Here is a 25,174-nt window from a genome sequence, read left to right as displayed (position 1 = left end):
AACTGGCTTACGCATTCATGTCACTGGGCGTGTTGCATTTTATCAATTGCATCAACAACATCTGCAACTGTACGTACTGATTTAAAATCTTCCGGCTTGATTGGCTTTCCTGTTAATGCCCGAATTTTTACAATCAAATCAACTGCATCAATGCTATCGATATCCAGATCATTATAAAGATGTGCATTTAACTGCACTTTTTCCGGTTCAATTTCAAACAACTCCTCCATCCATTGACGTAGCTGTTGTAAAATTTGCTCTTGGCTAACCATGTAACTCTCACTAAAAAAACTGAACGAATCCCAAAGCCACTAAATTCAGGCTTGTTGTGATTGAACTAATGCCACTAAACTGTTGACGGACTGAAAATGTTGTCGGGTTTCATCAGATTCCGCATTCAATTGAATGTTGTAGCGTTTTTTAAGTGCTACACCCAACTCCAATGCATCAATAGAATCCAAACCAAGACCATCCCCAAATAATGGTGCATTCGCATCAATATCCTGAATACTGAGATCCTCTAGTACCAGTACATCAATGATCATCTGCTTTAACTCATCTACCAAATTGCTCATTTAGAAAGCTCTTTATCAAAAAAATCGTATAACCACGCATTTAATTTACGGACATTTTTTGGATTGACGTCACGACAAGCCATAATGTCACTTACCTGCATGGAATCGAGTACCCGCATCTCAATATGAAACGGACGATCCGGAATATGATACCATTTTTCATTCTTGGTGAGCGTTGACGGTGTACAACGAATCACAACCGGTCGAATGGCCACATCTGCACGCAAGGCAATATTTGCCGCACCTCGTTGAAAAGGATTTAATTGTTGCTGTTTTTCCGTTCGAGTTCCTTCCGGAAAAATAACCAGTGAAGCCGCGTCTTTATGTCGAAATTTTTCCACACAAGCTTCAATAAATGTCTGGGATCCCAAATTTAAAATATAGCCTGCACTTCTGACCGGCCCTTTAGTAAAAGGATTTGACCATAATGACTGTTTCACCACACAATTGGCCTGCGGTAAAAAGGCAATTAGCATAACCACATCAATTAATGTCGGATGATTGGCAATAATTAACTCACCCTGACTGTGTTGCAGCTTTTCCAGCCCCTGAACGTCATAACTCATGATGCCAAGTTTACACATCATTTCCACAAAACCCTTAAAACTATATTTAATGGTTCTTTGTGTTAGTTGTTGCTGACGATCAGCATCCTTACTGACACACTTTACAATCGGAGCAATGATACTGCCAATAATGACACCGCCTACACCAAAGGTACTAAAACTCAGCCCAGTCGCAGCCATACGCCACGCATAATTTACTTTTTGTTTTAACATTTTTGATATATCCAGCCCTGATGTTGCCAGTTCATTGCCTGTCCTTGCCAGAATTGATAAAACGCCTGTACCGATTCAACTTGATGATCCGTAATCTGATCGGCAGGTTGTAACAGTAGATTGGGTTGCACTAAAGAAATTACCGTTGCAATGGCATACGCCTGTGACACCACTGCGTAATCCTGATTGTAGACTTGTGGTAAAGGCTCATCATAATAAATCAATAATGCGGATTGCTGATGATTGGATTTCAGATAAGCGTATGCTTCGAATAAGGCATCCTGCCAACTGTGATGTGCAGCACTACTCATGCTGGTAGATGGTGTTGGATCTTGAAATAAAATGGAATATAAGCCTGCAATGGCATTATGCACCGAAGTAGAAAACTGTGTTGGTGAAGGCGATTGATTTTCTGCAATGTCCATCAAAATATTCAAGGTGTTTTTTTCATCACCATAATGTGAACTCCACACAATATAGTCAATTGGTTGATTATATTGTTGTTTTGCCAGTTGAGCAGCATGCAGTGCAAGTTTTGCTAAACCGGATAATCTGCGCCGCTGCATAGCCGGAATAGCTTGTATGGACTGTAAATCACTGTTGTGATCGCAGTAATGCATGTGATGAATACGACATTGAAACATTGCAAAAACCCATGCAATAAAAAAGCTCCAATACAAAGGTCTACCAAAACGAAACCCTATTAAAGCCCAGCTTAAAAATTTGATGTATTATAACTGTAGAGAGAAATCCCATCAAAATTTTTTATTAAAATGAAAATACACTAAAAATCAATTCACTTTGAATTAGACAATCTATATACATGAACCAATACCGCTCTATAATCATTATTCAGAGCGGTAATTTTGAGAAACTCTGTTTAAATCAGCACTGCTTTATGGGCAATACGCTGGAAACATCTTCTGGCTGTGCAACCAGAATCGTTGCTTCTGAACGCCCTTGTACGGTATCAATATGACAGTCAAACATGCCAATTTGATGACGATTTAAGAATTGTAATTTAATTTCGATCATTAATTCTTCATCAATCGCAAAATGCGTTTGTGCCATCTCAAACTTTTTTGAACCCAGCAAAAAGCCAAGTTTTGGTTGTTCACCTTTTAAACGCTGCTGTATACCTGCATAAATGGCAATAGTCTGTGCCATAATTTCAATACCGACCCAGCTTGGCAAACCCGCATCTTCAATAAATGGCATGTCAGGATGAATTTTAACTTTTGCCACACAGCCATTGTCTTTCATTTCCACCCATTCATCCACCAATAACATTGGAGCACGGTGTGGAATAAAATAATCGGCATTTCTAGGTAAATCTGACAATTGCATGAACTGATCCTGATTAATTTTTAAAAATGATACGGCCGCTTGCAACCACTGCTTGCTGGCTATTGGTCAATTTAAACTGAACCGTTTCTGCATTCTGCTCAAGCTGAATAAATACATCTTGATCAGGTAAAATAAAATTCTGGAAGCGTAATTGTTCAATACGCTGAATTTCCCCAAGACTGGCAAAATATTGCGCAACTGCCTGACGCACAATAGCAATTTGCGCCACACCAGGGAAAACTGCACATTCAGGGAAATGCCCTTTAAATGCTAAAAGCTCCGCTCCTACATGCGCTTTGAGCGACAATGCATGCTCATCCTGTTGTAAGCACTCTGTCGTAGGAATAAACGCTGTCATATACTGCTGACCTTCTAATGGAGAATATCATTTCGTTACAAAGTACTCACTGCGGTGAACATTCGTAAACCGTAAAGGTTAAAGCGCAATCATCATGGCAACAATGGCAATTCAACACATTCCAATTTTGCCTAGATTGTCTAAAAACACCATTTCATTGCCATTAAATGTAACAATTTTTAAATATTTTAGATCCAATCCACATATAAAAGTGTTCAGATCAGATCTGGTGATGATCTTCATCATACTGAGTCATTGATGTGTTTTTAATAAGACAAAATATCTCGCCAAAATAATTAATACATGCGACTGCTTATTTTTTTATATACTTCTACAGGTTTTTTTAGCTTAAAATACCATGCCTGATGATATTGGCTAACAATGCCATATCGTTACAGCAATAAAAAATTCTCTTGAACAACGAGGAGCTTCTGGTGGATCAATCAGGTTTTTCCAAACTTTCACATCGCTTATCAAGTAAATTGCTTGATTTGATGGTTAAACCCAAATTACTGGGAGAAGCACCCTCCAACACACCAGTAGTACAATTAAACGCTGTTGATCAGGTTTCTAACCGTCTTACGGTATATGTACTGCAAAACTATTCCCGCAGCAATGCTATTTTGCTGGATAATGAAACTGAACGACTCAAACTACCTCGTGCCTTACAGCCTTTACATCACACCAGTTTAACTGAAAAAAATGCTGTGATTTTCTTGCAGCAACCTCAGCAACAATCTTTGCATAGCAGTACAAGCACCACATTTCCTCCACGTCTATTACGCCTGATTGAAGCACTTGAACAGCATCCTGAATTAGATATTGAACTGGTTCCCGTCACTATTTTGTGGGGACGTGAACCAGACAAAGAAGATTCCCTATTTAAACTTTTGTTCACCGACTCATGGAGTACACCAAGTAAAATTAAACAATTGGTGAACATTGGCGTGCATGGACGACAAACATTTATTGAATTTCATCAAGGCCAATCCTTACGTGAACTGATCACTTATGCCCGGGAACATACTCCAAATTTATCTGCAGCCACGTATGTCATCAGCCACATGAATCAATGTCTGGATAGCAAGCGTGAAGCCATTCTGGGGCCAGATCTTTCCGACCGGCGTAATGTCATGCAAAGCCTGATTAAGTCCAGGGATGTTCAGGAAGCCATTTTACAAGAAACTATTCGCAGTAAGATCAGTGTTGAACAGGCTGAACAACGGGCTATTGCCCATCTAAATGAAATTGTTTCAGATTATTCTTACTCGACTGTACGTTTTGCCGAAACCATGCTCACCCGATTATGGACACAACTTTACGATGGCGTGGAGGTAAATAATTTTAGTACCGTGCGTGATCTGGCCGATAAATACGAAATTATTTATGTGCCTTGCCACCGTAGTCATATTGATTATTTACTGCTGTCTTATGTGATTTTTAAACGTGGTCTGCGTGTGCCGTATATTGCGGCTGGTGACAACCTGAATTTACCTTTTGTCGGTCAGATGCTCCGCGGTGGTGGTGCTTTTTTTATTCGCCGTACCTTTAATGGCGCACAATTGTACACTGCTGTTTTTAAAGAATATCTATACAGCATCGTTTCCCGCAATACACCACTGGAATATTTTATTGAAGGTGGACGCTCTCGTACCGGACGTTTGTTACCTCCCAAGACGGGGATGCTTGCCATGACCATTCATAGCCATTTGCGTGGTCGCAGTAAACCTATTGCATTTATCCCAACCTATATTGGTTATGAACGCTTAATGGAGGGTGCAACTTATGTTGGTGAAATGCAAGGTAAGCCGAAAGAAGCAGAATCCGTCTGGGGGCTGTTTAAAACCCTAAGAAAAATTGAACGTATTTTTGGTAAAGTACATTTAAATTTTGGTGAACCCGTATTTTTAGATGATGTCTTTAAACAACAGCAAGTTACCAAACCTTTGTTGCAGTCTAATAAAGATGCACTACCCAATGAAGTTTCCGATGTGGTTGTTGTGGCAGCACATCAAATCATGGAAAACATTAACCGCGCTGCGGTCATCAATCCGGTGTCCTTATTGTCACTTATTTTACTCGCCACCGATAAACATACATTAGACGAACAATCCTGTATTCATCAGATTGAAGCCTATCAAAATCTTAGCAAACTGCTGCCATATGATGAACGCACCCAATTAACCGCATTATCTGGTAAAGAAATCATTGCTTATGGCTTAAAACTTAAATTAATTAAACGTATCAAACATGCATTAGGCGACATTATTGCCATTGAAGATAATCAGGCAGTTTTACTGACCTACTTCCGCAATAATATTTTACACCTGTTTATTCTTCCTTCTCTGGTTGCGTCTCTCGTTGAGCATAATGGGCGTTTACAACGGGATGAATTAATCCATGTCATTAAAGCGCTGTATCCATTTCTAAAAGCAGAATTGTTTTTAAAATGGCAAACACAAGAACTGGATCAAATTATTGATCAATATTGTGAGGTCTTGAGTCAGCAAAATCTGTTACTTGATGATGATCAAGGTCTGTACAGCCCTGCACCTAATAGCGAACAACATAGACAATTATTGATATTAGCTACACCGGTACGCCAAAGTTTGGAACGCTACTTTATGACACTGGCACTGATTGCCCAACGTGGTAGTGGGCAAATTTCTGCTCGCCAAGTGGAAGATCTTAGCCAGCTACTTGGACAGCGCTTATCCGTTCTTTATGAATTTAATTCGCCAGAATTCTTTGATAAAGGCCTATTCCAAAGCTTTATTAAAGTACTAACGCAGCAAGGCTATATCCAAACCAATGAAAGCGGATTAATCGAATTTGATGAACGTTTAAGTGCTATTGCCAAGGATGCACCATTAGTACTGGATGAGGATACTTTACAAATGCTGGCGCAAATTACCAAATTCAATGATGAAGAATTAAAACAGGCTTTAGACGCTGTAGCACGGCAAAAATCACGTATACGCAAGGCAAAAGCCCGAAAAAAATAATTCTATTAAAAATAAAACATGCCAGCATCAAAAGATGCTGGTATTTTTATTTGTATCTGGTTAAAAAGGATAGCATTCTGAGAATGTTCAACGCAGTTGATTTTTAACGCTTTCAAACCATCAATAAAATCATACTCGCAACAGCATAGATTTTCATGTGATCAGATGGCATGCACAATAACGAGGATTTGAACTCATGGCTATTCCAATTCGGCAAATTACCGGTGTAACGGCAACAGTTGCACAGCAATTGGAAAAGCTTAATTTATTCAATTCTCATGATTTACTGTTTCATTTACCTCGTGATTATGAGGATCGCAGTACTATTATTGATATGCAGGGTTTACAGGTTGGTCGAACCGTTTTATTACAGGGTGAAGTCAAATCTGTAGATTTCCCACCTGGAAAACGTAAATCCATGGCTGTCCTATTACAGGATGCAAGTGGTAAAATTACCCTGCGCTTTTACCATATTTATAAGGCATTAACTGAACAACTCAGTGTTGGCAAGCAGGTTCGGGTCTTTGGAGAAGTGCGTCTGGGTGCAAGAGGCATGGAAATGTATCATCCGGAGATTACACCCGTTACCGATCATCATCCCCTGCCAAAATCAGAACTCACTCCCATTTATCCAACAACTGATGGTTTAAAACAGTCAAAGCTACGTCAGATTATTGATCTCTGTTTAAAACAGCATAGTGATGATTTATTTGAATATATGCCGGAAGGAATTGCCAAACACTATGCACTTAAAGATGCATTGAAGTTTATCCATCATCCACCGTTAAACAGTCATATTCAGCAATTACGTGAAGCACGTCACCCCGCACAGCAACGCCTGATCTTCGAGGAATTAGTGACTCATCAAATCAGTTTATTGCAACGACGTCTTTACATTCAGCAGATTCAGGCTGTACCGATTAAGCCTAGTCAAACTTTTTTAGCACATTTATTACAACAACTACCCTTTTCCCCTACACAGGCACAGCAGCGTGTAACACAGGAAATTTTACAGGATCTACAAAAAAATAAACCCATGCTCAGATTAGTACAAGGCGATGTTGGTGCAGGGAAAACACTGGTTGCAGCCATGGCAGCCACGCATGTACTTGAAGATGGCTGGCAAGTCGCGATTATGGCACCAACCGAAATTCTTGCCGAACAGCATTTTATTAATTTTGCCAAATGGTTTGTACCGCTTGGACTGGATGTTGTATTTTTGGCCTCCAAACTTAGAACCAGAGAAAAAAATAAAGCACTGGAACAAATCGCTACAGGCAGCGCACAAGTTGTAATCGGTACACATGCACTATTTCAGGATCAAGTAAAATTTCAACGTTTGGGATTGGTCATTATTGATGAACAACATCGTTTTGGCGTCGATCAACGGCTTGCCTTACGGGATAAAGGACATCACGGACATACACCACATCAGTTGGTGATGACAGCAACGCCAATTCCACGTACATTGGCCATGAGTGCTTATGGTGATTTAGACACGTCTATCATTGATGAACTTCCCCCCGGCCGTACACCAATTCAAACTGTTGCCATGCCACTTGATAAGCGAGAACAGGTTTTACAGCGAATTTATGACAATTGTATGCAAGGTAAACAAGCGTATTGGGTCTGTACATTGGTAGAACAATCCGAAACACTGGATGCACAGGCAGCAGAAGCAATTTATGCCGAAATTAAACAAAAGTTTCCAGATTTAAAACTAGGATTAGCACACGGCAAACTTAAAGCCGAAGAAAAACAAGCAGTGATGCAGGAATTTAAACAGAATAAGCTTCAACTGCTAATTGCAACTACAGTTATCGAAGTCGGAGTAGATGTGCCCAATGCTTCGATCATGGTCATTGAAAATGCGGAACGTTTGGGTTTGTCCCAGTTACATCAGTTACGTGGTCGAGTTGGACGTGGTTCTCAACAAAGCTTTTGTGTGCTGTTATATAAATCTCCTTTATCACACAATGGACAGGCTCGACTGGATATTCTCAGACAAACCAATGATGGTTTTGTGATTGCAGAACGGGATCTGGAGTTACGTGGCCCGGGAGATGTCTTAGGTACCAAACAAACTGGTGAATTGTCATTTAAAGTCGCCAACCTACAACGGGATGACTATCTACTGGAAAAAGCACATCAGGTGGCACAGCGTATCTTGCAACAACATCCAGATAAAGCAGAGGCATTGATGCAACGCTGGTTACCGGAAGCCCCCCGTTATGCCTTTGTTTAAGCTTATTCATCGCTTACAACCCTGTCTACTCTGTGGACAGAATCCGGCACAACAATATCAGTTATGTGGATTATGTTGGCAAGATTTGCCTTGGAAAAAACAAATCGTGACTCGTCATGCGCTAGAGTGTCAGGTTATTTTTCCTTATGTCTATCCACTTGATCATATTTTGCAACGTTTTAAGGATCAGGCTGCTTTACATTATTTACCATTTCTAACTGCTGCGCTAAGTACAATTGAAAAACCTCGAATACAGGCCATCGTTCCCATGCCTCTGGCAACAGAAAAACTTATTCAACGTGGGTTTAATCAAAGTATATTGCTAGCACAACAACTTGCCAGACAATGGCAGATTCCCATCTGGCAACCCATTGCTCGTCTAAGTCGCCATAGTCAGCGCGGATTGGATCGTCTGGATCGCTTACATAACCTTGAACAACAATTTTATGCACTGAAAACACAGGCAAAGTACAAACATGTATTAATGCTTGATGATGTGATTACCACAGGTGCAAGCCTTGGCAAACTCAAGGAGCAATTACAGCAATTGGGCTGTACCCATGTGCAGGCCTTATGCCTGTGTGATGCCCAGCAATGTTAAATTATGTTGCACCCATGGAAGAATAAAATCACGGGTTAAGGGTGCCAAAGGCAATTGCTGAGCCGATGCTATATTCACCCAACACATTTCTGCAAGCTCTGCATGTACGGTTGCGATACCATCCAACTCTACATAAAAAGTATGGCTAATCAAAGCATGATTGGCTTCATTGGCAGCTTGTGTTTTATACACTGCAATAAATTGTAGTGTTTTGATCTGACAACCAATTTCTTCCAATACTTCTCGCTGTAAAGCCTGTTCAGGAGTTTCACCCATTTCCAACTTGCCACCGACCTGCATAAATGCAAAGGTATTGTGCTTGCGTACCAGAAGTAATTCTCCTTTTGCATTGAGAATAATGGCTGACGCAACTTCAATAACAGGCTGATTAGGGTTTGACATTGGCATTGGTCCATTTGGCCTGAGGCGCACGATAATGTTTAAATGCAGTCAAAATGTCTGCAATATTGTCAGATTGGATTAGCATTTCGGCATAGCGTGGCTGAGTGAATCCCTTGTCTACCATTAGCTGTACCATGTCCAATAACGGTTGGTAATAAGCATTAATATTTAAAAAAGCGCAAGGTTTTTCGTGGATACCCAATTGTGCCCAAGTCCATTGTTCGTAAATTTCTTCCAATGTTCCAGCACCACCCGGTAAAGCAATAAATCCATCTGCTAATTCAGACATTTGCATTTTGCGCTGATGCATATTTTCCACAACATATAATTCGCTTAAACCTGTATGTGCAATTTCACGGTCAACCAAAGCACGAGGCATCACACCGATTGCACGTCCACCATGTGCCAGAACACTGTCTGCCACAGCACCCATCAAACCAACCTTACCACCACCGTAGACCAAGCTGAGATTATTTTTAGCGAGAATTTCGCCTACATGTTGCGCACTTTGTAAAAAAATCGGATCTGTTCCTGTGGCGGAACCACAAAATATTGCAATTGCTTTCATAAAATTTCTACTACAAGTCATTGAATGTTCACACTGCTGCATTATAAGCAGATTATCTTTTTCAGAAAAAAAATTTTTAGTTCGTGCTTTTTAGTCATAAGCTTGTCTAAAATATGCAGTGATTTTTTCCCTTTCACCATCGCGCAAGGAAGATAGATATGCTAGAAGCCTTTTATGCCACTGAGCGCGGTAGTTTAGAAGATGCCACTATTAACGGTAGCTTCGATCTCCATCCTGATCTGGTATGGATTGATTTAATTGCGCCAACACAGGAAGAACAGCAATGGGTACTTGATGCCTATGAACAAAATCTTCCTACACTTAAATCTCTGGAAGATATCTCATCTTCAGCCCGTTTTTATCGTGATGATGATGGTGTGCTACATATCAGCACCTATTTTTTGACCAAAAATAAAAATTTTCATGTAGATGATGAAACCGAAGATTTTGAAAATAGACTGGCAGCAACAGTACAAACTGTCGCATTCATCCTGACCAAAGAACGACTGATCACCATGCGTGGTGAAAAACTGGTTGCGTTTCGTGCATTTCGTGCCCGTGCCCGCCGTAATGACTATGACATGGATTACAAGGATCCTGTCTGGATTTTGCTGAGTTTACTGGAAGCCAAACTGGATGAACTTGCGGATATCCTTGAAGATATCCACAAAGATCTGGAACGCTATTCCACAGAAGTTCTGAATAATCATCATCGGGAACAAATTCTTGATCTTGATGACATGATTACCCGTCTGGCACATCAGGAAGACATGCTCGGAAAAGCACAATTATGTTTAATTGACTTACGTCGTGTTTTGACCTTTCTTGCAAGGCCACGGGCGTTGGGTAGCCACATTTATGATGCCGATATTCGCGAACTCAGTGAAGATGTCCGCTCTTTAATCGAGCACAATGCATTCCTGTTCCAGAAAGTTCGCTTCCTGCTTGATACCACTTCAGGATTTATTAACACAGAACAAAACGATACAATCCGGCGATTCTCGATTCTACCAAGCATGTTAGCCCCTCCCATGCTTATTGCCAGCGTTTATGGCATGAATACTGATGAACTACCTTTTGCACATGGTACTTTGAGTTTCATTACGGTTTCTGTGTTAATTGTACTGTCATTTGTCTTGCCTACCATTTATTTCCGCTGGAAAAAATGGATTTAATCCCTGTTACATACCTTCTCCGTGTCGGGCTGCAACAATGCCAATCCCCCCGACACAAATTTAATTCAGCATTGCCGACCTTACCCAAACAAGGCTAAGATATTGTTTTATGGCGAATGTGTGTGACAAGATGAATATTGCTACATTTGAAGCATTTATCAAAGTAATGGAAACAGGTTCAATTTCCATTGCTGCAGAAAAATTATTTGTGACACAACCTGCCGTGACTAAACGTATTCATAGCCTTGAGGATTATTTGGGCATAAAGCTATTTGAAGCGGTGGGTCGCGGTATTCAACCGAACCAAACTGCACATCAAATTTTACCCAGAATCAAACAATGGCTATATGAGCTGGAAGATATTCAACGTGATGCCAGTCAAGCCCAACAAAATATTCAGGGTAAATTAAAAATTGGCACCAGCCATCATATTGGTTTGCATCATCTGCCTAAATATTTAAAACCCTTTGCACAACACTATCCACAAGTTGAATTGGATATTCAATTTGTCGACTCCGAACGTGCGCACCAGCTAGTATTGGCTGGCGATATCGAACTGGCATTTTTAACCTTGCCACCGCAGAATGATCCACGATTACATTATCAACCCTTATGGCAAGATCCCCTGATTTTCGTTGCTGCACCATTTCACCCTCTTGCACAACAAAAACAATTGCAATTACAGGATTTAACTCGTTTTCCCAGTTTGTTGCCTGCAGCTCATACCTACACCAGTCAAATTACGCTTGCAGAATTTGAAAAGCATCACCTTAAACCACAAATTTCCATGACAACCAACCCTTTGGAATCGATTCGTATGCTGGTTTCCATCGGCTTAGGCTGGTCAGTATTACCACAAACTTTGATTAATCAGGATTTGCAGGTCTTGCAGCTAGATATTCATTTGCAGCGTCAGCTGGGTATGGTCTGGCATCCGGAACGTAGTCAATCCAAAGCCATGCAAACTTTGATGCAAATGATTTTACATTCCGACACAACAGTATGAAAAATAGACACTCACACTCTTTATCATGATATTTATTCAGTCTAGGCTGAACACTACTCATTTTGAGAACTTTTTTATTTGCAGGATGCTAATTAATTTATTGATAATTAAAATTTTTAATTTAAATATTAATAAATTTCATGTTATTCGACAAATCGTGAGAAATATTATTCAATATAGCCATGATTAAAATTTTATAGGCCTTTTGTCATGAGTAATACTAATATCGCTGCAAAAGCACAGTATGTCGGTTTTAAAGCTGATCATGTCGGCAGCTTTCTACGTCCAGAACGTTTAAAACAAGCACGTCAGAAATTTGCTCAAGGCAAAATTTCTCATGAAGATTTAACTCAGATTGAAAATGAAGAAATCTTAAAATTGATCGAACAACAAAAACAACACGGCGTCAAAGCCATTACTGACGGTGAATTACGTCGTGCATGGTGGCATTTTGATTTTATGGAAAATTTGTTGGGTGCTGAAGGTTTTGACGAACAGGAAGGGTATAAATTCCACGGTGTAGAAACCAAACCACATCAGGTACGTATCACTGGCAAACTTGCCTATAATCCACATCATCCACACTTTGAACATTTTAAGTTTCTAAAAGATGCATTGGGTGATGATGCAACACACACTGCAAAAATGACCATTCCAAGCCCAAACATGTTTATGCAGCGTAAAATCCGAATTAACGATGTATATGGTAATGATCTACAGCAATATGCAGAAGATCTTGGTCAAGCATATCAGCAAAGTATTCGCCATTTTTATGATCTAGGATGCCGTTACTTACAACTGGATGATGTGTACTGGGCATTTTTGGTGTCGAAACAACGTCATGATGAAGCTGAAAAATTTGGCGATTCTACAGAAGAAATTGCCAAAGCTTGTGTTAAAACATTAAATATTGCACTTGAATATAAACCTGAAGATTTAATCATAGGTATGCATATTTGCCGTGGTAACTTTGCCTCAGCCTGGATTTACGAAGGGGGTTATGACAGTGTAGAAGATTATATTTTCCAACAAATCGAAAATGTAGACCGTTATTTCCTTGAATACGATGACCAGCGTTCCGGTGGTTTTTCACCTCTGGCCAAGCTTAAAGGTAAAAATGCCGAAGTTGTTCTGGGGTTGATTACATCCAAAGTTGAGCAACTTGAAGATAAACAAGCTATTATCGCACGTATTCACGAAGCTGCGGAATTTCTGCCGTTAACACAATTGGCACTTAGCCCACAATGTGGCTTTTCCTCCACCGAAGAAGGTAACCGTGTAGATTACGATGCTCAGTGGAAAAAATTAGAATTGATTAATGAAATTGTTGCTGAAGTCTGGGAACAATAAATTACTGAAATTTTTTACGTAAATACCCTCAGATCAACTAGAGCATGTTGAGATTTGATCTTTGCAATGATATGAAAAAAATTAGGCTTAGACACGATAATCAGTGAAACCAATATGAGCATATTCGTAAACAGGTTAAAGCAATATAAGTCTAATCCAACCATTTTTCATGCAAAAATAATCCGTAAATGAGTTTATTTAAAGCTTAAATTCAATATGTACTGAATTCTCAACACGCCCTAAAAAATCTGAGAAATTTTATGCAATAGCAATCTTTAAAAACAACGATGAATACATAAATAAAAATAGCTTTCACTCGTCAAATCAGTGAACCACAGGATGCTTAATTTTTTTCTGAATTTCCTGCTTGGCCTGCATTAATTGCTTGATAAAATTTGGATCTGCATGTAGACGAGCAACTTCCGCAGCTCCGGTAATTCGTCCAGCATCAACATCACTTTGCCAGTGTACCCCACAAATAACACGACTTTGACCATATTCATATCCACGTTTTAGAATTTCATTTTGTCGATCCGGACGAATTTCTGCCAGAATCAACGCTGTGGACCAACCAATAGTGGTATGACCTGATGGATATGAACCATTTTGACTTAAACTTGCTTCACTTTCAGGCGTACAACTGTGTGTATTGAAGAACACAAAAGGACGCAAACGCATATAATGTTGTTTTGCAGTTTGTGTTGCGTAGTGACCACTATCCGTCCGCAGTTTTTTCAGTAAATCATAGGTCACAGGTGTATTTTTTACAGAAATTTCCATACCAAATGCAGCAGAAAAAGGCTTGGTTAAATTTTCATCTGATAAATCTGCATCATGCACAGCCTGTTTCCAGCGCTCCGTACCAATTAAACTTCGTGCCTCATGATAAGCGGCCGTATCATTTAAAAATGCCACACTATTAAATGCAGGAGGCGGTGGCAAAATCACTAAACTGTCTGGTGTTTGATCAGCTGTTAAAAAAGATGGCGAGTTTTCAGCAAATACCACTGTCGAGATTGGAAAAATGGCAAATATCAGAGAAATGACATACTTCATTGTATTGGATCACAGTAAACGAAAGCCCTAATATAATCCTGAGTGTTTACACCATTGTTACATTATATCATTCTTGCCAATCTTGAATATCCCAGTCATTTTCCTGAGCCAAGGCACGTAAACGATCATCAGGATTAACTGCAATGGCATGTGTTGCATATTCCAGTAAAAAACGATCATTAATCGAATCTGAATAAGCCCATGATTCCGTTACTTCACGCCCTGCCAACCATTGCTGCAAACGCGTGAGCTTACCAGTTTGATAGCAAGGTACACCGGCAACTTTTCCAGTATAAGCTCCAGCCACCACTTCAGCATTGGTGGCAATAATTTGATCGATACCAAATTCATGAAAAATAGGCGTAGTAATAAAATCCGAAGTTGCCGTAATTCCTACGATTTCATGTCCGGCATCCTGATGCTTTTTTATTGTAGAAAAACCTTTAGAACGCATCTGCGCACGAATTATTTTTTCCATAAATAACAGATGTAAATCCGTTAAATATTTTCGATCATGTTTAGTTAAAAAATCAAAAACAAATTCATTATAAGCAATGGGATCAAGCTGTCCGGCTTTGTAATCTTCATAAAATTTATCATTCATCTGGCGGTGGTATATCGGATCAACCAGTCCTTCACTGACCAAAAATTCTCCCCAGGAATGATCTGAATCAGTATTTAATAAAGTATGATCCAGATCAAACAGCGCCAGTTTCATAACAAGCCTCAAATTCTTAAAAAAATTGGTAAAAAAAATGTAATTCTGTTACCGCTAAGCACAGAAATTCGTTAAGATCATAGCAATTTCAATTGCTTTGACTTTGTGATCACTCGGTAAGCATGATATATGAACTTACCCAACTCGCAAAGTCCACAACATAGATAAAAATTTAGGTGCCAAATGATCGATTCTGAAGGTTTCCGACCCAATGTCGGGATCATTTTGGCAAATGACGCTGGACAAGTACTATGGGCAAAACGCATTGGACACAATGCCTGGCAATTTCCACAAGGAGGTATTCAGTATGGTGAAACCCCAGAACAAGCTTTATATCGAGAATTATATGAAGAAGTCGGGTTATTACCAGAGCATGTGGACATTATTGCACAAACCCGAGGTTGGCTAAGGTATCGTTTGCCATATCGCTACATTAGAACTGATTCCAATCCTGTATGTATTGGTCAGAAACAAAAGTGGTTTTTACTGCGACTGGTGGGTTCGCAAAACAATATTTGTTTAAATACCACCGAACCTGCTGAATTTGATGAATGGCAATGGGTTAGTTACTGGTATCCATTGGGTCAGGTTGTGAATTTCAAAAGAGATGTATACCGCCGCGCATTATCAGAATTATGTATTCACATGCCTGTTTGTCTTTACAACCATCAGCATAATTTAGGCTAAATCTCATGTCATAAGGGTCTAGGCAATGGCAAATACCATGCAACTTGAAACACTTCGGCGAATCGTACAGGAAGTTGACGCTTCCCCAAGCCTACATGAAGCGCTGGATGTTATGGTCGATCAAGTTGCACAGGCCATGAACGTTGAAGTGTGTTCTATCTATCTATTGGACGAACGCAATCATCGTTACATTTTGATGGCAAGTCATGGTTTACGTCCCGAATCTGTCGGCAACGTGTCTTTGGATATTAGCGAAGGATTAGTCGGGCTGGTTGGTCAGCGAGAAGAAATTGTCAATCTGGAAAATGCATCAAAACACGAACGTTTTATTTATTTACCCGAAACCGGTGAAGAAATTTATAATTCTTTTCTCGGTGTACCTGTCATGTATCGCCGTAAGGTGATGGGTGTACTGGTCATTCAAAATAAAGAAAGCCACGACTTTAGTGAAGCAGCAGAATCATTTCTAGTCACTTTATGTGCGCAATTATCCGGAGCAATTGCTCATGCTCATGCTGCGGGTAATATTGAAATTTTTCGAAAAAGTACCAGTGGACCAAGTTATCAACTGTATCAAGGTGTAGCCGGTGCCGATGGCATTGCACTAGGTCGCGCAGTGATTCTTTATCCGGCCGCAGATCTTTCTGCCATTCCGGATCGTGAAGCAGAAGATATCAGCGAAGAACTGGTATTGCTAAATAATGCCGTCGCTGCAGTGCGTGGTGACATCAAGAATCTCGATGCAAAAATGCAGGACTCACTGATGTCGGAAGAACGTGCCCTATTCAGTGTATTTTTACGAATGCTGGATGATACTGCCCTACCGGCAGAAATCAGTACAATGATTCGTGATGGGCACTGGGCGCAAGGTGCTGTCCGTCGCGTCATTGAAAAACACGTCAATATCTTTGCCCAAATGGAAGACGACTATTTACGTGAAAGGGTATCCGACCTGAAAGATTTGGGACGACGGATACTGGCTTATCTACAAACAGCCGATACTAGCCATAAAGAAATTACTGAGGATACCATTTTAATTGGTGAGGAAATCAGTACAGCCGCACTGGTCGAAATGCCTATTCATAATATTTCAGCCATCGTCACTACAGAAGGTGCAGCCAATTCTCACATGGTCATTGTGGCGCGTGCGCTAGGGATTCCAACTGTAGTTGGTGTTACAGAATTGCCCATTCATACACTGGACGATGCAGAAATTATTGTGGATGCCTATCAGGGGCGAGTTTTTCTCCATCCACCACGCCGTCTGAGAACACGCTATAAAGAAATTAAAAAAGAAGAAGAACAAATTGCGAAAGATTTAAAGCAATATGAAACCAAAAGTGCCATTACCCCTGACGGCCATACACTACCATTGTTTGTGAATACCGGATTGATGATTGATGTGGTTCGTGGGGTGCAACGTGGCGCTAAAGGTGTGGGATTGTACCGCTCCGAAATTCCATTTATGCTACGGGAACGCTTCCCCGGTGAAGAAGAACAGCGCCTGATTTATCGTCAGCAACTTAGCCATTTTGCCAATAAACCCGTGGTTATGCGAACACTGGATATTGGTGCAGATAAAGATTTACCTTATTTTTCAATTGACGAAGAAAATTCTGCTTTAGGTTGGCGAGGCATCCGTTTTACTCTGGATCATCCTGAAATTTTTTCCTCACAAATTCGTGCCATGCTCAAAGCCAGTATTGGTCTAAACAATTTACATATTTTGTTGCCTATGGTGACCAGTGTAAGTGAACTGGAAGAAGTTCTCTATCTGCTGGACCGTGACCTTGCTGCAGTACAAGAAGAAGAACAAGTCAAAATCAATAAGCCTAAAATCGGCATCATGATTGAAGTGCCAAGTGTTTTATATCAGATCAATGAGTTTGCAGAGCTGGTCGATTTTTTCTCTGTTGGCTCCAATGATCTTATTCAATATTTACTGGCTGTTGATCGTAATAACCCTCGGGTTGCCAGTGTATACTCGCATTTTCACCCTGCAATTATTCGTGCATTAACCCGGTTGATTCAAGAATGTCATAAATTTGACAAGCCTGTGAGCATTTGTGGCGAAATGGCAGGAAATCCACTCACTGCAATTCTACTTATGGCAATGGGCTTTAATACTCTCTCCATGAGTTCTAGCAATATCTTACGGGTACGTAAAGCCATTTGTCATGTACCACTGAGCGATGCAAAGCGACTACTGGATGAAGCATTGGTTATCGATAATCCATTAATTATTAAAAGTATGTTGGAACATTATTTCAGAACGCATGGCTTGGCTGATATGGTGAAATCCACACGTGTTGTCAGCGTATAATTTTTTCACTTCATCAAATATAGCTTCGAAAACCAGATCATTGCGCATTATCTGGTTTTTTTAAGCAAAACACATCGGAAAAACAAATTACTTTTAATATTTTTATCTGTTTTAAAAATTAAAATTCATAACCTATACTGAATTCCAACATAGCAATATTCAATTTACTTTATTGTGGAGGCTAACCGGATGCAAAAGCAGGTTAATGACATAGAACACAAAACAAGCCTGAATATCATTCAGGAACTTTTTGCCAATTATTGTTTAAATCACTAATTAATATAGATATTCAGGAGAATGCCATGAGCGACAAAAAATGTCCTTACAGCCATACCCGTTTAACCACAAGTAACGGTGCGCCTGTCATTGATAATCAAAATAGTATGACCGCAGGTGCAAGGGGACCATTACTTGCACAAGATGTCTGGTTAAATGAAAAACTTGCAAATTTTGTCAGAGAAGTTATTCCAGAACGCCGTATGCATGCCAAAGGTTCAGGTGCATTTGGTACATTTACCGTCACACATGACATTACACAATATACACGCGCTAAAATTTTTAGTGAAATTGGTAAACAAACAGAAATGTTTGCCCGTTTTTCTACAGTTGCTGGTGAACGTGGTGCAGCAGATGCTGAACGTGACATTCGTGGTTTTGCCTTAAAATTCTATACCGAAGAAGGTAACTGGGATATGGTAGGCAATAACACACCCGTATTCTTCTTGCGGGATGCACGTAAATTTCCTGATTTAAATAAAGCTGTCAAACGTGATCCAAAAACCAATTTGCGTAGTGCAACATATAACTGGGATTTCTGGACATTATTACCAGAGGCTTTTCATCAGGTAACAATTGTGATGTCAGATCGTGGGATCCCTGCGGGCTATCGTCACATGCATGGCTTTGGCAGCCACACCTATAGTTTTATCAATGCAGACAATGAGCGCTTCTGGGTAAAATTCCATTTTAGAACCCAACAAGGCATTAAAAACTTAACTGATGCTGAAGCAGAAGATATTATTGCCAGTGATCGTGAAAGTAGCCAGCGGGATTTGTTTGATGCCATTGAACGAGGTGACTTTCCAAAATGGACATTATATGTACAAATTATGCCTGAACAAGATGCAGAAAAAGTCCCTTATCATCCTTTTGATTTAACTAAAATCTGGCCGCATGGTGATTATCCGTTAATTGAAGTCGGTTATTTTGAATTAAATAAAAACCCTGAAAACTATTTCCTTGATGTAGAACAGGCAGCATTTGCGCCAAGTAACTTGGTTCCTGGAATTAGTGTTTCTCCTGACCGGATGTTACAGGCTCGTTTATTTAACTATGCCGATGCCGAACGTTACCGTTTAGGTGTAAATCACCATCAAATTCCAGTAAATCAGGCACGTTGTCCAGTAATGAGTAATCATCGGGATGGTCAAGGTCGTGTTGATGCCAATTATGGTGGCCGACCACATTACGAACCAAACAGCTTTGGACAGTGGCAGGAACAACCTGAATATCGTGAACCACCATTAAAAATTACAGGTGATGCTGATTTCTGGGATTACCGTGAAGATGATGACGATTATTTTAGCCAACCTCGTGCATTGTTTGAATTAATGGATGATGCAGCAAGACAGGCATTATTTGAAAATACTGCCCGTGCATTAGGGGATGCATTAGATTTTATTAAAGAACGTCACGTGGCAAATTGTGAAAAATGTCATCCGGATTATGCCAAAGGTGTTCGTGAAGCACTTTCTCGCTTAAATCCATCAAAGGCATTCCCAGCCGTGGATAACCATTAATTTATCCACAAGTTTGCTGATTATTTCAACAAAGACAGCATCATTGCTGTCTTTGTTATTTTTTTATCCTTGCAAATTTTGCGCTGGTCCAACCATACAATGCAGCAAAAGGTAAAGCTGTTCTGGCTAAATAAGGCACATACCATAAACCACCATGATTGGCATTTTGCATAATCAACTGTAAGGGATGTGATAATTTTTTTGTAGGATTGGCAAGACTTTCAGGACTATTAAGATCATAAATCCACAGTGCAGCCATGATGGCGTTGGTGGTTTCAGGTTCAAAGGCCTCTACCCCAAATAGACTTGCACCCTCAAATGCGGCTTTTAATAAAGGATTTTTGATCACAGACTTTGTTGTGGTTGAAGGTGCGATATTAATCGAAACTTTTTGCCCCTGTAAGCGAGCCTGTAAGGCATACCACTGCTGCAAACGTTTTGCCAATGCATAATTTGGCCCCTGCTCAACCACCATACAATCTGCAATACCATAGCGCTGTTGCCGACCAGCATCGTATAACTGTTCATCATTTGGTTGGAAAAAGTGTGAGAATGATAGTTTAAATGCCAAGCTAGATAAAAGTTTTTCAACAGCATGGCGTTTCTGTTTGTGTAAATCCACGGCTTTGATGACTTGTTCAGGTACTGCATAAATATCTGTAGGCGTCAGCATAAACATTAAACTACTATCTGCTTTTAATGCACTGATTTTTTTCATGATAGAGATCATTGCCATCGATACCCGAACATGCTTTTCACCATCCAGATAAGCAATGCCTGCCAAATCCAGTTGTTGCTCAAAACTTGCCAGCCAATTTGCAATTTCTGGTGTCTGTGTCAATAAATCTGCACCCAGTATCTGATCTGCATTTGTATTGTGACAAGTTGGTGCAATTAAAGTTGCATTACCTTGCCGAATTGTCTGCTGAATTTTTTGCCAGATGGCTTCATTAGGTAGATCAATTGCAATAATATTGGCCTTCCATTTTGATAACCAAGTTAATGGACCTGCTTCTGATCCGGCACCAAATAACACAATTGTCCGATTAGACAAATCAAACCATTCGGGATGTTGCTGTACAGTCTTCAATGCCTGTGCACTACTAGGGTCAATAATGCCTTGCTGTTGCCATAAATCAATTTGCCTGATTAATGCTTGTCCTTGCAAAAGCGATCCATGATAAGGAATACCCCATTCTGCGACTTGACTATCTCCTTGACCTTTAAATATCGTAGTATAAAAAGAATGTGAATCAATATGCTGCATGGCAATATTCAGTGGTTGGCTTTGTCCATTTCGATAAAACACAAAGCTCTTTTCCGCCATAGCCAAGCCTTGTTGGGCAATTTTTTCACAATCCTTTCCTGATAAGATACTGTGCTTTACTAAGGCTTTAAAGTATTTTGGATACTGTTTTCGCCAAGTTTTTTCCTGTAATAATTGCACAGCTTCGGGTGCAGCAGCAGCTTGCAAAGCAGCTTGTATAATGGTTTTTCCTACAGCAGAAGTGCTAATTTGCTGGGTATGCTGATCCGGTGGAAACTGAATACCTTCATGATGTTGGGATGTTGACATATCTTCCTGCACTAATGTTCTGATCCTTATGATTATTCATTTTAACAAATAATGTATGCAATATTGTTTTGTTTACACACAATATGTTGATCATACATTTTTTATGCATGACTGCCTATTTACATATCTATTCAGGTTAACATCACAACAGTAATTATCATAAATACTGCGATAACTTTACATTGATTAGCTTGAACAAATATAGCTTTAACCTAAGCTAGAATAAACTTGATTACCAAAGTATAAGCGTATGTCCAGTGTTCTTCATCCAGCCGCTCAACAAGGCTTTAGCCTTGGCGCCGAGCTTTACCAGCAAGCCAGACCAGCTTATCCCGAGGATCTGATCGACTGGCTCACACATCAATTACATATCAGTAAAAAAAGTAAAGTGATTGACTTGGGTGCGGGTACAGGCAAATTTTTACCTTATTTAAAACAAGTTTCTGATCAGGTCTTTGCCATAGAACCTATTGATGAGCTGCTGGCACAGCTCAAACTCGCACATCCTGATGTCTATACCATTCAAACAGACAGTAAGAATTTAACCCTCCCCTCCAATAGTATTGATGCCATTTGCTGCGCTCAATCTTTTCATTGGTTTGCCAATGCAGAATCCCTGTACGAAATTTATCATGTTCTAAAACCACAAGCTGCCCTAGGTTTAATCTGGAATCAACGTGATACGGCTGTGGATTGGGTTCAAGCAATTGCAGATTTACTTACGCCTCTGGAACAGGACACGCCACGCTTTCATAACGGACATTGGCAAAAAATTTTTGAACAGGAAAAATCTTTATTTCAGCTTAAATCCTTAAAAAAATTTCATCTTGAACATCAGGGATCTGTTGAACAAGTCGTGGTCAACCGTATTCTGTCCACTAGTTTTATTTCCGCTGCATCTGATGCTGAAAAACTATATATTCGCCAGCAGTTATTAGAAATCATACAGAAATACTGCAACAAAACAGCTGAAGATGAAATTACTTTTCCTTATGTGACTTATGCTTATCATTATGAGAAGAAATGTTAAAAACAAATATCCCCAGTTTTGATAAAACTAGGGATATTTTTAAAGTTTAATAGTGCCGTACATACCAATTATGGTTGAATATTGACTTGGCACTGCCAACTTTGAGCGGGTTGATCTTTTGCCCAAGATCTAACATAAGCCAATTGAATATTTTCTTGTCCTGACTGGGTTGCTGTAAAGTAAAAAGTTCTGGTACCACCACTACCAACAATTTGTTTTTCGACTGGATCTGCAACATATTGGCTATTTGCCGTCAAATAATTGAGTGGCTGTTGTAATTGCCAGCCATATCCTGTAGTTGGATTTTCGGCCGCACTAAAACTAATTTTTTCTCCTACCTTTAGATTGACTGGCTGTACGCAATTTTGTCCAAGTTTGAATTGTTGTTTCACATCAGCCGAAGGTTTTGTCACTGTAGTTGCACATCCTGAAAGTAATAAAGTTAAACATATAGCGCCCAAGATATTAAATGATTGCATTATTATACTCCGATGATTTTGTAAGAATACGTTAGCGAATAATCTGCAAGGCTGCCAGTTTATTTCTGTACTGTTTTCTTATATTGATTTAAATTTCTCGCTGTTTTTCCAGCCATTGTATTTCATTGACTCGAAAGACCTCACAGGCTCCATCACCCACATCATCCCGACTCAAAGAAGATTTCCAGACCAAATTCTTATCATTAATTTCAATTAATTCACCTTGCAAATGAACCAAATCACCGCGCTTGATCTGCTTAATTTGCTGGGCAATCTCAGGTGAAGCCGGAACAAAATGTATATTGAATACCATTTCAATGGCTTGCTTTGCAGGTACAGGTAAATAAGGGATAGACCATTTTAAGTAACGATCATATTGTTGAACGGAAATTTGTGAAGCAATTTGTGGATCGGCAAATAAACCTGAACTTACCGCAAGATCTACTGGTGAAAATTTTGCCTGTTCATCATCATGATAGAATTTGTATCCTAAAATACGAAATTGTCCTTCAAAGGGTTTAAGTGTTTGAATGGATTGATTTGACGCTGGTGCTAAACCTTTAGCCACATTATATTCTGTGTTACTGGCTGATACAGATCCCGACAATAGCAAACTACAAATTAATCCACACCAGTAATAAATTTTCTTCACAGCATTTCTCAAATCAATCCGACCTTAACCTTTATTTTCAATCATATTTCATCTTTAATATGGATAACATGTTAAATTAAGAAAGATTTTTCAGGTCAATTGCAACATTTGTAAAACTATATTACTCACCTTTCCTCTAATTGAATATGAATAGTTTCAAAACGTACTCTTCCATGTTTGATCGCATGGGCAATAGCTTGTTGTCCTTTGGTTAATCGTGCCTGACCAGATTTAATGTCAATAAAAACCACTTCAAGTTCATCTTCATCCAACAAACCCTCACGATAATCGCTATAACCTGAAAAGACCACATAATCTATTGGATCACCCAAAAATTTGGCATCACTAGGTAAATATTCAAACTCCGGAAATAATGGTGCAAATTGCTCAGCCATTTTGCCTTTTAAAACAGCACGACTGGTATTAACACTACGTTTTTTTGCTTGAGCCAATTGTTGTTCGTGTTCTCGTTGTAATTCACTCAGTTCATAGGAGAATTCTGCTTTCATCTGTTGAACTTTAGTCAAATAAAACCATAAAAAACTAAATATAAAGCCAATACCTATACCCACAATCATCGCTGTTGTAACTGACATATAGCCTTACTCTAATATGAAATCGATCTAACAGAATTCACTTACACCTTTTATGCTATTTAATCTTGGAATATCAGGTGTAAATCTTGGCAACATTATATTAGCTTATGCTGTTTAGTGCTATGCTTGGGAAGACAGATATATTGTTCGATTTGGGAGTAAAATGAAAACCATATTAATTGCCAACCAAAAAGGCGGTTGTGGCAAAACAATGACAGCAATTACACTTGCATCTGCACTGGCTAACAAAGGTTTTAAAGTTGCACTTGCTGATGCTGACAATCAAAAATCCAGTCTGCAATGGCTTAAATTACGACCTAAAATTGCAACTTCTATCTCACCTTTGGACTGGCGTGAAGAAAGTGCCATTGGTGATACCCCTAAAAAAACAGACTTTCTTATTATTGATGCACCTGGAGCATTATCTGGTGAACATGCACAACATTTAATTGCTGAAAGCGATGATATCATTGTTCCTTTACAGCCGTCTTTTTTTGATATTGATAGCACACGCCGCTTCCTTAAAAATATTGAAGACATCAAACGTATTCGTAAAGGCAAAGTTAATATTCACTTACTTGCCAATCGGGTAAAAGCAGGTGCTGCCAATCAACAGGCTATTCAGCAATTTTTTGCCAAAATTAATCAACAACCCATAAGCTGGATCAGTGAACGTTCCGCCTATGCACAATTGGCTATGAATGGGTTAAGTGTTTTTGATAAAAACCAAAAACAACATTTACTTATTCAACAACAATGGGAGCCTTTGATTCAGCAGATATTAGGCCAAAATCGTTCAGAAGAACAACAGAATTGGTTCTAGTTTACACAAATTTAGGCTAACATG

25 protein-coding genes are annotated in these 25,174 nt (G+C 39.5%); 11 read left to right on the top strand and 14 right to left on the bottom strand.

All coding sequences use genetic code 11. The features are described from left to right. Nucleotides 1-20: 20 nt before the first annotated feature. The 6 genes from F4V57_RS07315 to F4V57_RS07290 form a co-directional block, all read right to left on the bottom strand. Nucleotides 21-272: an acyl carrier protein gene (locus F4V57_RS07315; RefSeq protein ID WP_070070451.1), complete on the bottom strand. Its 252-nt coding sequence runs from the start codon at nucleotides 270-272 to the stop codon at nucleotides 21-23. A gap of 45 nt (nucleotides 273-317) precedes the next feature. After that, nucleotides 318-575: a phosphopantetheine-binding protein gene (locus tag F4V57_RS07310; RefSeq protein ID WP_070070452.1), complete on the bottom strand. Its 258-nt coding sequence runs from the start codon at nucleotides 573-575 to the stop codon at nucleotides 318-320. Continuing rightward, a complete protein-coding gene (locus tag F4V57_RS07305) occupies nucleotides 572-1,354 on the bottom strand; it encodes a lysophospholipid acyltransferase family protein (protein ID WP_141729268.1) in 783 nt (260 codons plus the stop codon). Before F4V57_RS07305 ends, F4V57_RS07310 begins: the two co-directional genes overlap by 4 nt. Continuing rightward, nucleotides 1,348-1,998, bottom strand: a complete 651-nt coding sequence (locus F4V57_RS07300) for a beta-ketoacyl synthase chain length factor (protein WP_070070454.1) — start codon at nucleotides 1,996-1,998, stop codon at nucleotides 1,348-1,350. Before F4V57_RS07300 ends, F4V57_RS07305 begins: the two co-directional genes overlap by 7 nt. Nucleotides 1,999-2,239: 241 nt before the next feature. Then, complete coding sequence (locus tag F4V57_RS07295; RefSeq protein WP_070070455.1) at nucleotides 2,240-2,701, bottom strand: ApeP family dehydratase; 462 nt, start codon at nucleotides 2,699-2,701, stop codon at nucleotides 2,240-2,242. A 13-nt stretch (nucleotides 2,702-2,714) separates the two neighbouring features. Beyond that, nucleotides 2,715-3,059, bottom strand: a complete 345-nt coding sequence (locus tag F4V57_RS07290; protein ID WP_070070456.1) for a hotdog family protein — start codon at nucleotides 3,057-3,059, stop codon at nucleotides 2,715-2,717. 434 nt (nucleotides 3,060-3,493) lie between these two features. Here F4V57_RS07290 and plsB point away from each other — a divergent pair, with 434 nt between their 5' ends. The 3 genes from plsB to F4V57_RS07275 all read left to right on the top strand — a co-directional run bounded on the left by plsB (nucleotide 3,494) and on the right by F4V57_RS07275 (nucleotide 8,910). Further along, on the top strand, nucleotides 3,494-6,064 hold the full coding sequence (plsB, locus tag F4V57_RS07285) for a glycerol-3-phosphate 1-O-acyltransferase PlsB (protein WP_070070457.1): 2,571 nt from the start codon (nucleotides 3,494-3,496) through the stop codon (nucleotides 6,062-6,064). Nucleotides 6,065-6,260: 196 nt separating this feature from the next. Next, on the top strand, nucleotides 6,261-8,309 hold the full coding sequence (recG, locus tag F4V57_RS07280; protein ID WP_070070458.1) for an ATP-dependent DNA helicase RecG: 2,049 nt from the start codon (nucleotides 6,261-6,263) through the stop codon (nucleotides 8,307-8,309). Continuing rightward, nucleotides 8,296-8,910: a ComF family protein gene (locus F4V57_RS07275; protein ID WP_070070459.1), complete on the top strand. Its 615-nt coding sequence runs from the start codon at nucleotides 8,296-8,298 to the stop codon at nucleotides 8,908-8,910. The genes recG and F4V57_RS07275 overlap by 14 nt, the downstream gene beginning before the upstream one ends. Here F4V57_RS07275 and F4V57_RS07270 read toward each other — a convergent pair. Continuing rightward, on the bottom strand, nucleotides 8,881-9,312 hold the full coding sequence (locus F4V57_RS07270; RefSeq protein ID WP_070070460.1) for an NUDIX hydrolase: 432 nt from the start codon (nucleotides 9,310-9,312) through the stop codon (nucleotides 8,881-8,883). The genes F4V57_RS07275 and F4V57_RS07270 overlap by 30 nt on opposite strands. Continuing rightward, nucleotides 9,299-9,880 (bottom strand): LOG family protein, encoded by a 582-nt coding sequence (locus tag F4V57_RS07265; RefSeq protein WP_070070461.1) that lies wholly within the window; start codon nucleotides 9,878-9,880, stop codon nucleotides 9,299-9,301. The genes F4V57_RS07270 and F4V57_RS07265 overlap by 14 nt, the downstream gene beginning before the upstream one ends. A gap of 158 nt (nucleotides 9,881-10,038) precedes the next feature. Here F4V57_RS07265 and F4V57_RS07260 point away from each other — a divergent pair, with 158 nt between their 5' ends. The 3 genes from F4V57_RS07260 to F4V57_RS07250 all read left to right on the top strand — a co-directional run bounded on the left by F4V57_RS07260 (nucleotide 10,039) and on the right by F4V57_RS07250 (nucleotide 13,411). After that, the gene (locus tag F4V57_RS07260) at nucleotides 10,039-11,055 is read left to right on the top strand and encodes a CorA family divalent cation transporter (RefSeq protein ID WP_070070462.1); all 1,017 of its coding nucleotides are present in this window, start codon (nucleotides 10,039-10,041) and stop codon (nucleotides 11,053-11,055) included. A 130-nt stretch (nucleotides 11,056-11,185) separates the two neighbouring features. After that, nucleotides 11,186-12,061 (top strand): LysR family transcriptional regulator, encoded by an 876-nt coding sequence (locus tag F4V57_RS07255; protein ID WP_070070463.1) that lies wholly within the window; start codon nucleotides 11,186-11,188, stop codon nucleotides 12,059-12,061. A 210-nt stretch (nucleotides 12,062-12,271) separates the two neighbouring features. Beyond that, the gene (locus F4V57_RS07250; protein WP_070070464.1) at nucleotides 12,272-13,411 is read left to right on the top strand and encodes a 5-methyltetrahydropteroyltriglutamate--homocysteine S-methyltransferase; all 1,140 of its coding nucleotides are present in this window, start codon (nucleotides 12,272-12,274) and stop codon (nucleotides 13,409-13,411) included. 324 nt (nucleotides 13,412-13,735) lie between these two features. Here F4V57_RS07250 and F4V57_RS07245 read toward each other — a convergent pair whose 3' ends face one another. Further along, nucleotides 13,736-14,467 carry an acid phosphatase gene (locus F4V57_RS07245; RefSeq protein ID WP_070070465.1) on the bottom strand — a complete coding sequence of 244 codons (732 nt, stop codon included), beginning with the start codon at nucleotides 14,465-14,467 and terminating at the stop codon, nucleotides 13,736-13,738. Between the two features lie 67 nt (nucleotides 14,468-14,534). Then, nucleotides 14,535-15,185 (bottom strand): HAD family hydrolase, encoded by a 651-nt coding sequence (locus F4V57_RS07240; protein WP_070070466.1) that lies wholly within the window; start codon nucleotides 15,183-15,185, stop codon nucleotides 14,535-14,537. 183 nt (nucleotides 15,186-15,368) lie between these two features. Between F4V57_RS07240 and F4V57_RS07235 the strand changes: the two genes are divergently transcribed. From F4V57_RS07235 to F4V57_RS07225, 3 genes are all read left to right on the top strand, one after another. Further along, nucleotides 15,369-15,872: an RNA pyrophosphohydrolase gene (locus tag F4V57_RS07235; protein ID WP_070070467.1), complete on the top strand. Its 504-nt coding sequence runs from the start codon at nucleotides 15,369-15,371 to the stop codon at nucleotides 15,870-15,872. A 25-nt stretch (nucleotides 15,873-15,897) separates the two neighbouring features. Then, nucleotides 15,898-18,195: a phosphoenolpyruvate--protein phosphotransferase gene (ptsP, locus tag F4V57_RS07230; RefSeq protein WP_070070468.1), complete on the top strand. Its 2,298-nt coding sequence runs from the start codon at nucleotides 15,898-15,900 to the stop codon at nucleotides 18,193-18,195. Nucleotides 18,196-18,497: 302 nt separating this feature from the next. Next, on the top strand, nucleotides 18,498-19,994 hold the full coding sequence (locus F4V57_RS07225; protein ID WP_070070469.1) for a catalase: 1,497 nt from the start codon (nucleotides 18,498-18,500) through the stop codon (nucleotides 19,992-19,994). A 55-nt stretch (nucleotides 19,995-20,049) separates the two neighbouring features. Here the strand turns inward: F4V57_RS07225 and F4V57_RS07220 are convergent, their stop codons facing one another. Next, a complete protein-coding gene (locus tag F4V57_RS07220) occupies nucleotides 20,050-21,570 on the bottom strand; it encodes a hypothetical protein (protein WP_070070557.1) in 1,521 nt (506 codons plus the stop codon). 250 nt (nucleotides 21,571-21,820) lie between these two features. On the opposite strand from F4V57_RS07220, the gene F4V57_RS07215 reads away from it, so the two are divergent. Further along, nucleotides 21,821-22,600, top strand: coding sequence for a class I SAM-dependent methyltransferase (locus tag F4V57_RS07215; RefSeq protein WP_070070470.1), 780 nt, complete (start codon nucleotides 21,821-21,823; stop codon nucleotides 22,598-22,600). 68 nt (nucleotides 22,601-22,668) lie between these two features. Here F4V57_RS07215 and F4V57_RS07210 read toward each other — a convergent pair whose 3' ends face one another. The 3 genes from F4V57_RS07210 to F4V57_RS07200 form a co-directional block, all read right to left on the bottom strand. Then, complete coding sequence (locus F4V57_RS07210) at nucleotides 22,669-23,079, bottom strand: protease inhibitor I42 family protein (protein ID WP_070070471.1); 411 nt, start codon at nucleotides 23,077-23,079, stop codon at nucleotides 22,669-22,671. Nucleotides 23,080-23,167: 88 nt separating this feature from the next. Next, entirely contained in the window at nucleotides 23,168-23,701 is a 534-nt protein-coding gene (locus F4V57_RS07205; protein WP_406564530.1) for a hypothetical protein, read from the bottom strand. Between the two features lie 155 nt (nucleotides 23,702-23,856). Beyond that, nucleotides 23,857-24,327 carry a Holliday junction resolvase-like protein gene (locus F4V57_RS07200; protein WP_070070473.1) on the bottom strand — a complete coding sequence of 157 codons (471 nt, stop codon included), beginning with the start codon at nucleotides 24,325-24,327 and terminating at the stop codon, nucleotides 23,857-23,859. 163 nt (nucleotides 24,328-24,490) lie between these two features. Between F4V57_RS07200 and F4V57_RS07195 the strand changes: the two genes are divergently transcribed. Beyond that, nucleotides 24,491-25,150: a ParA family protein gene (locus F4V57_RS07195; protein ID WP_070070474.1), complete on the top strand. Its 660-nt coding sequence runs from the start codon at nucleotides 24,491-24,493 to the stop codon at nucleotides 25,148-25,150. Nucleotides 25,151-25,174: the final 24 nt, after the last annotated feature.

The organism is Acinetobacter qingfengensis, assembly GCF_008693185.1.
Taxonomy (GTDB): domain Bacteria; phylum Pseudomonadota; class Gammaproteobacteria; order Pseudomonadales; family Moraxellaceae; genus Acinetobacter; species Acinetobacter qingfengensis.
This window is presented reverse-complemented; position numbering and strand designations above follow the sequence as displayed.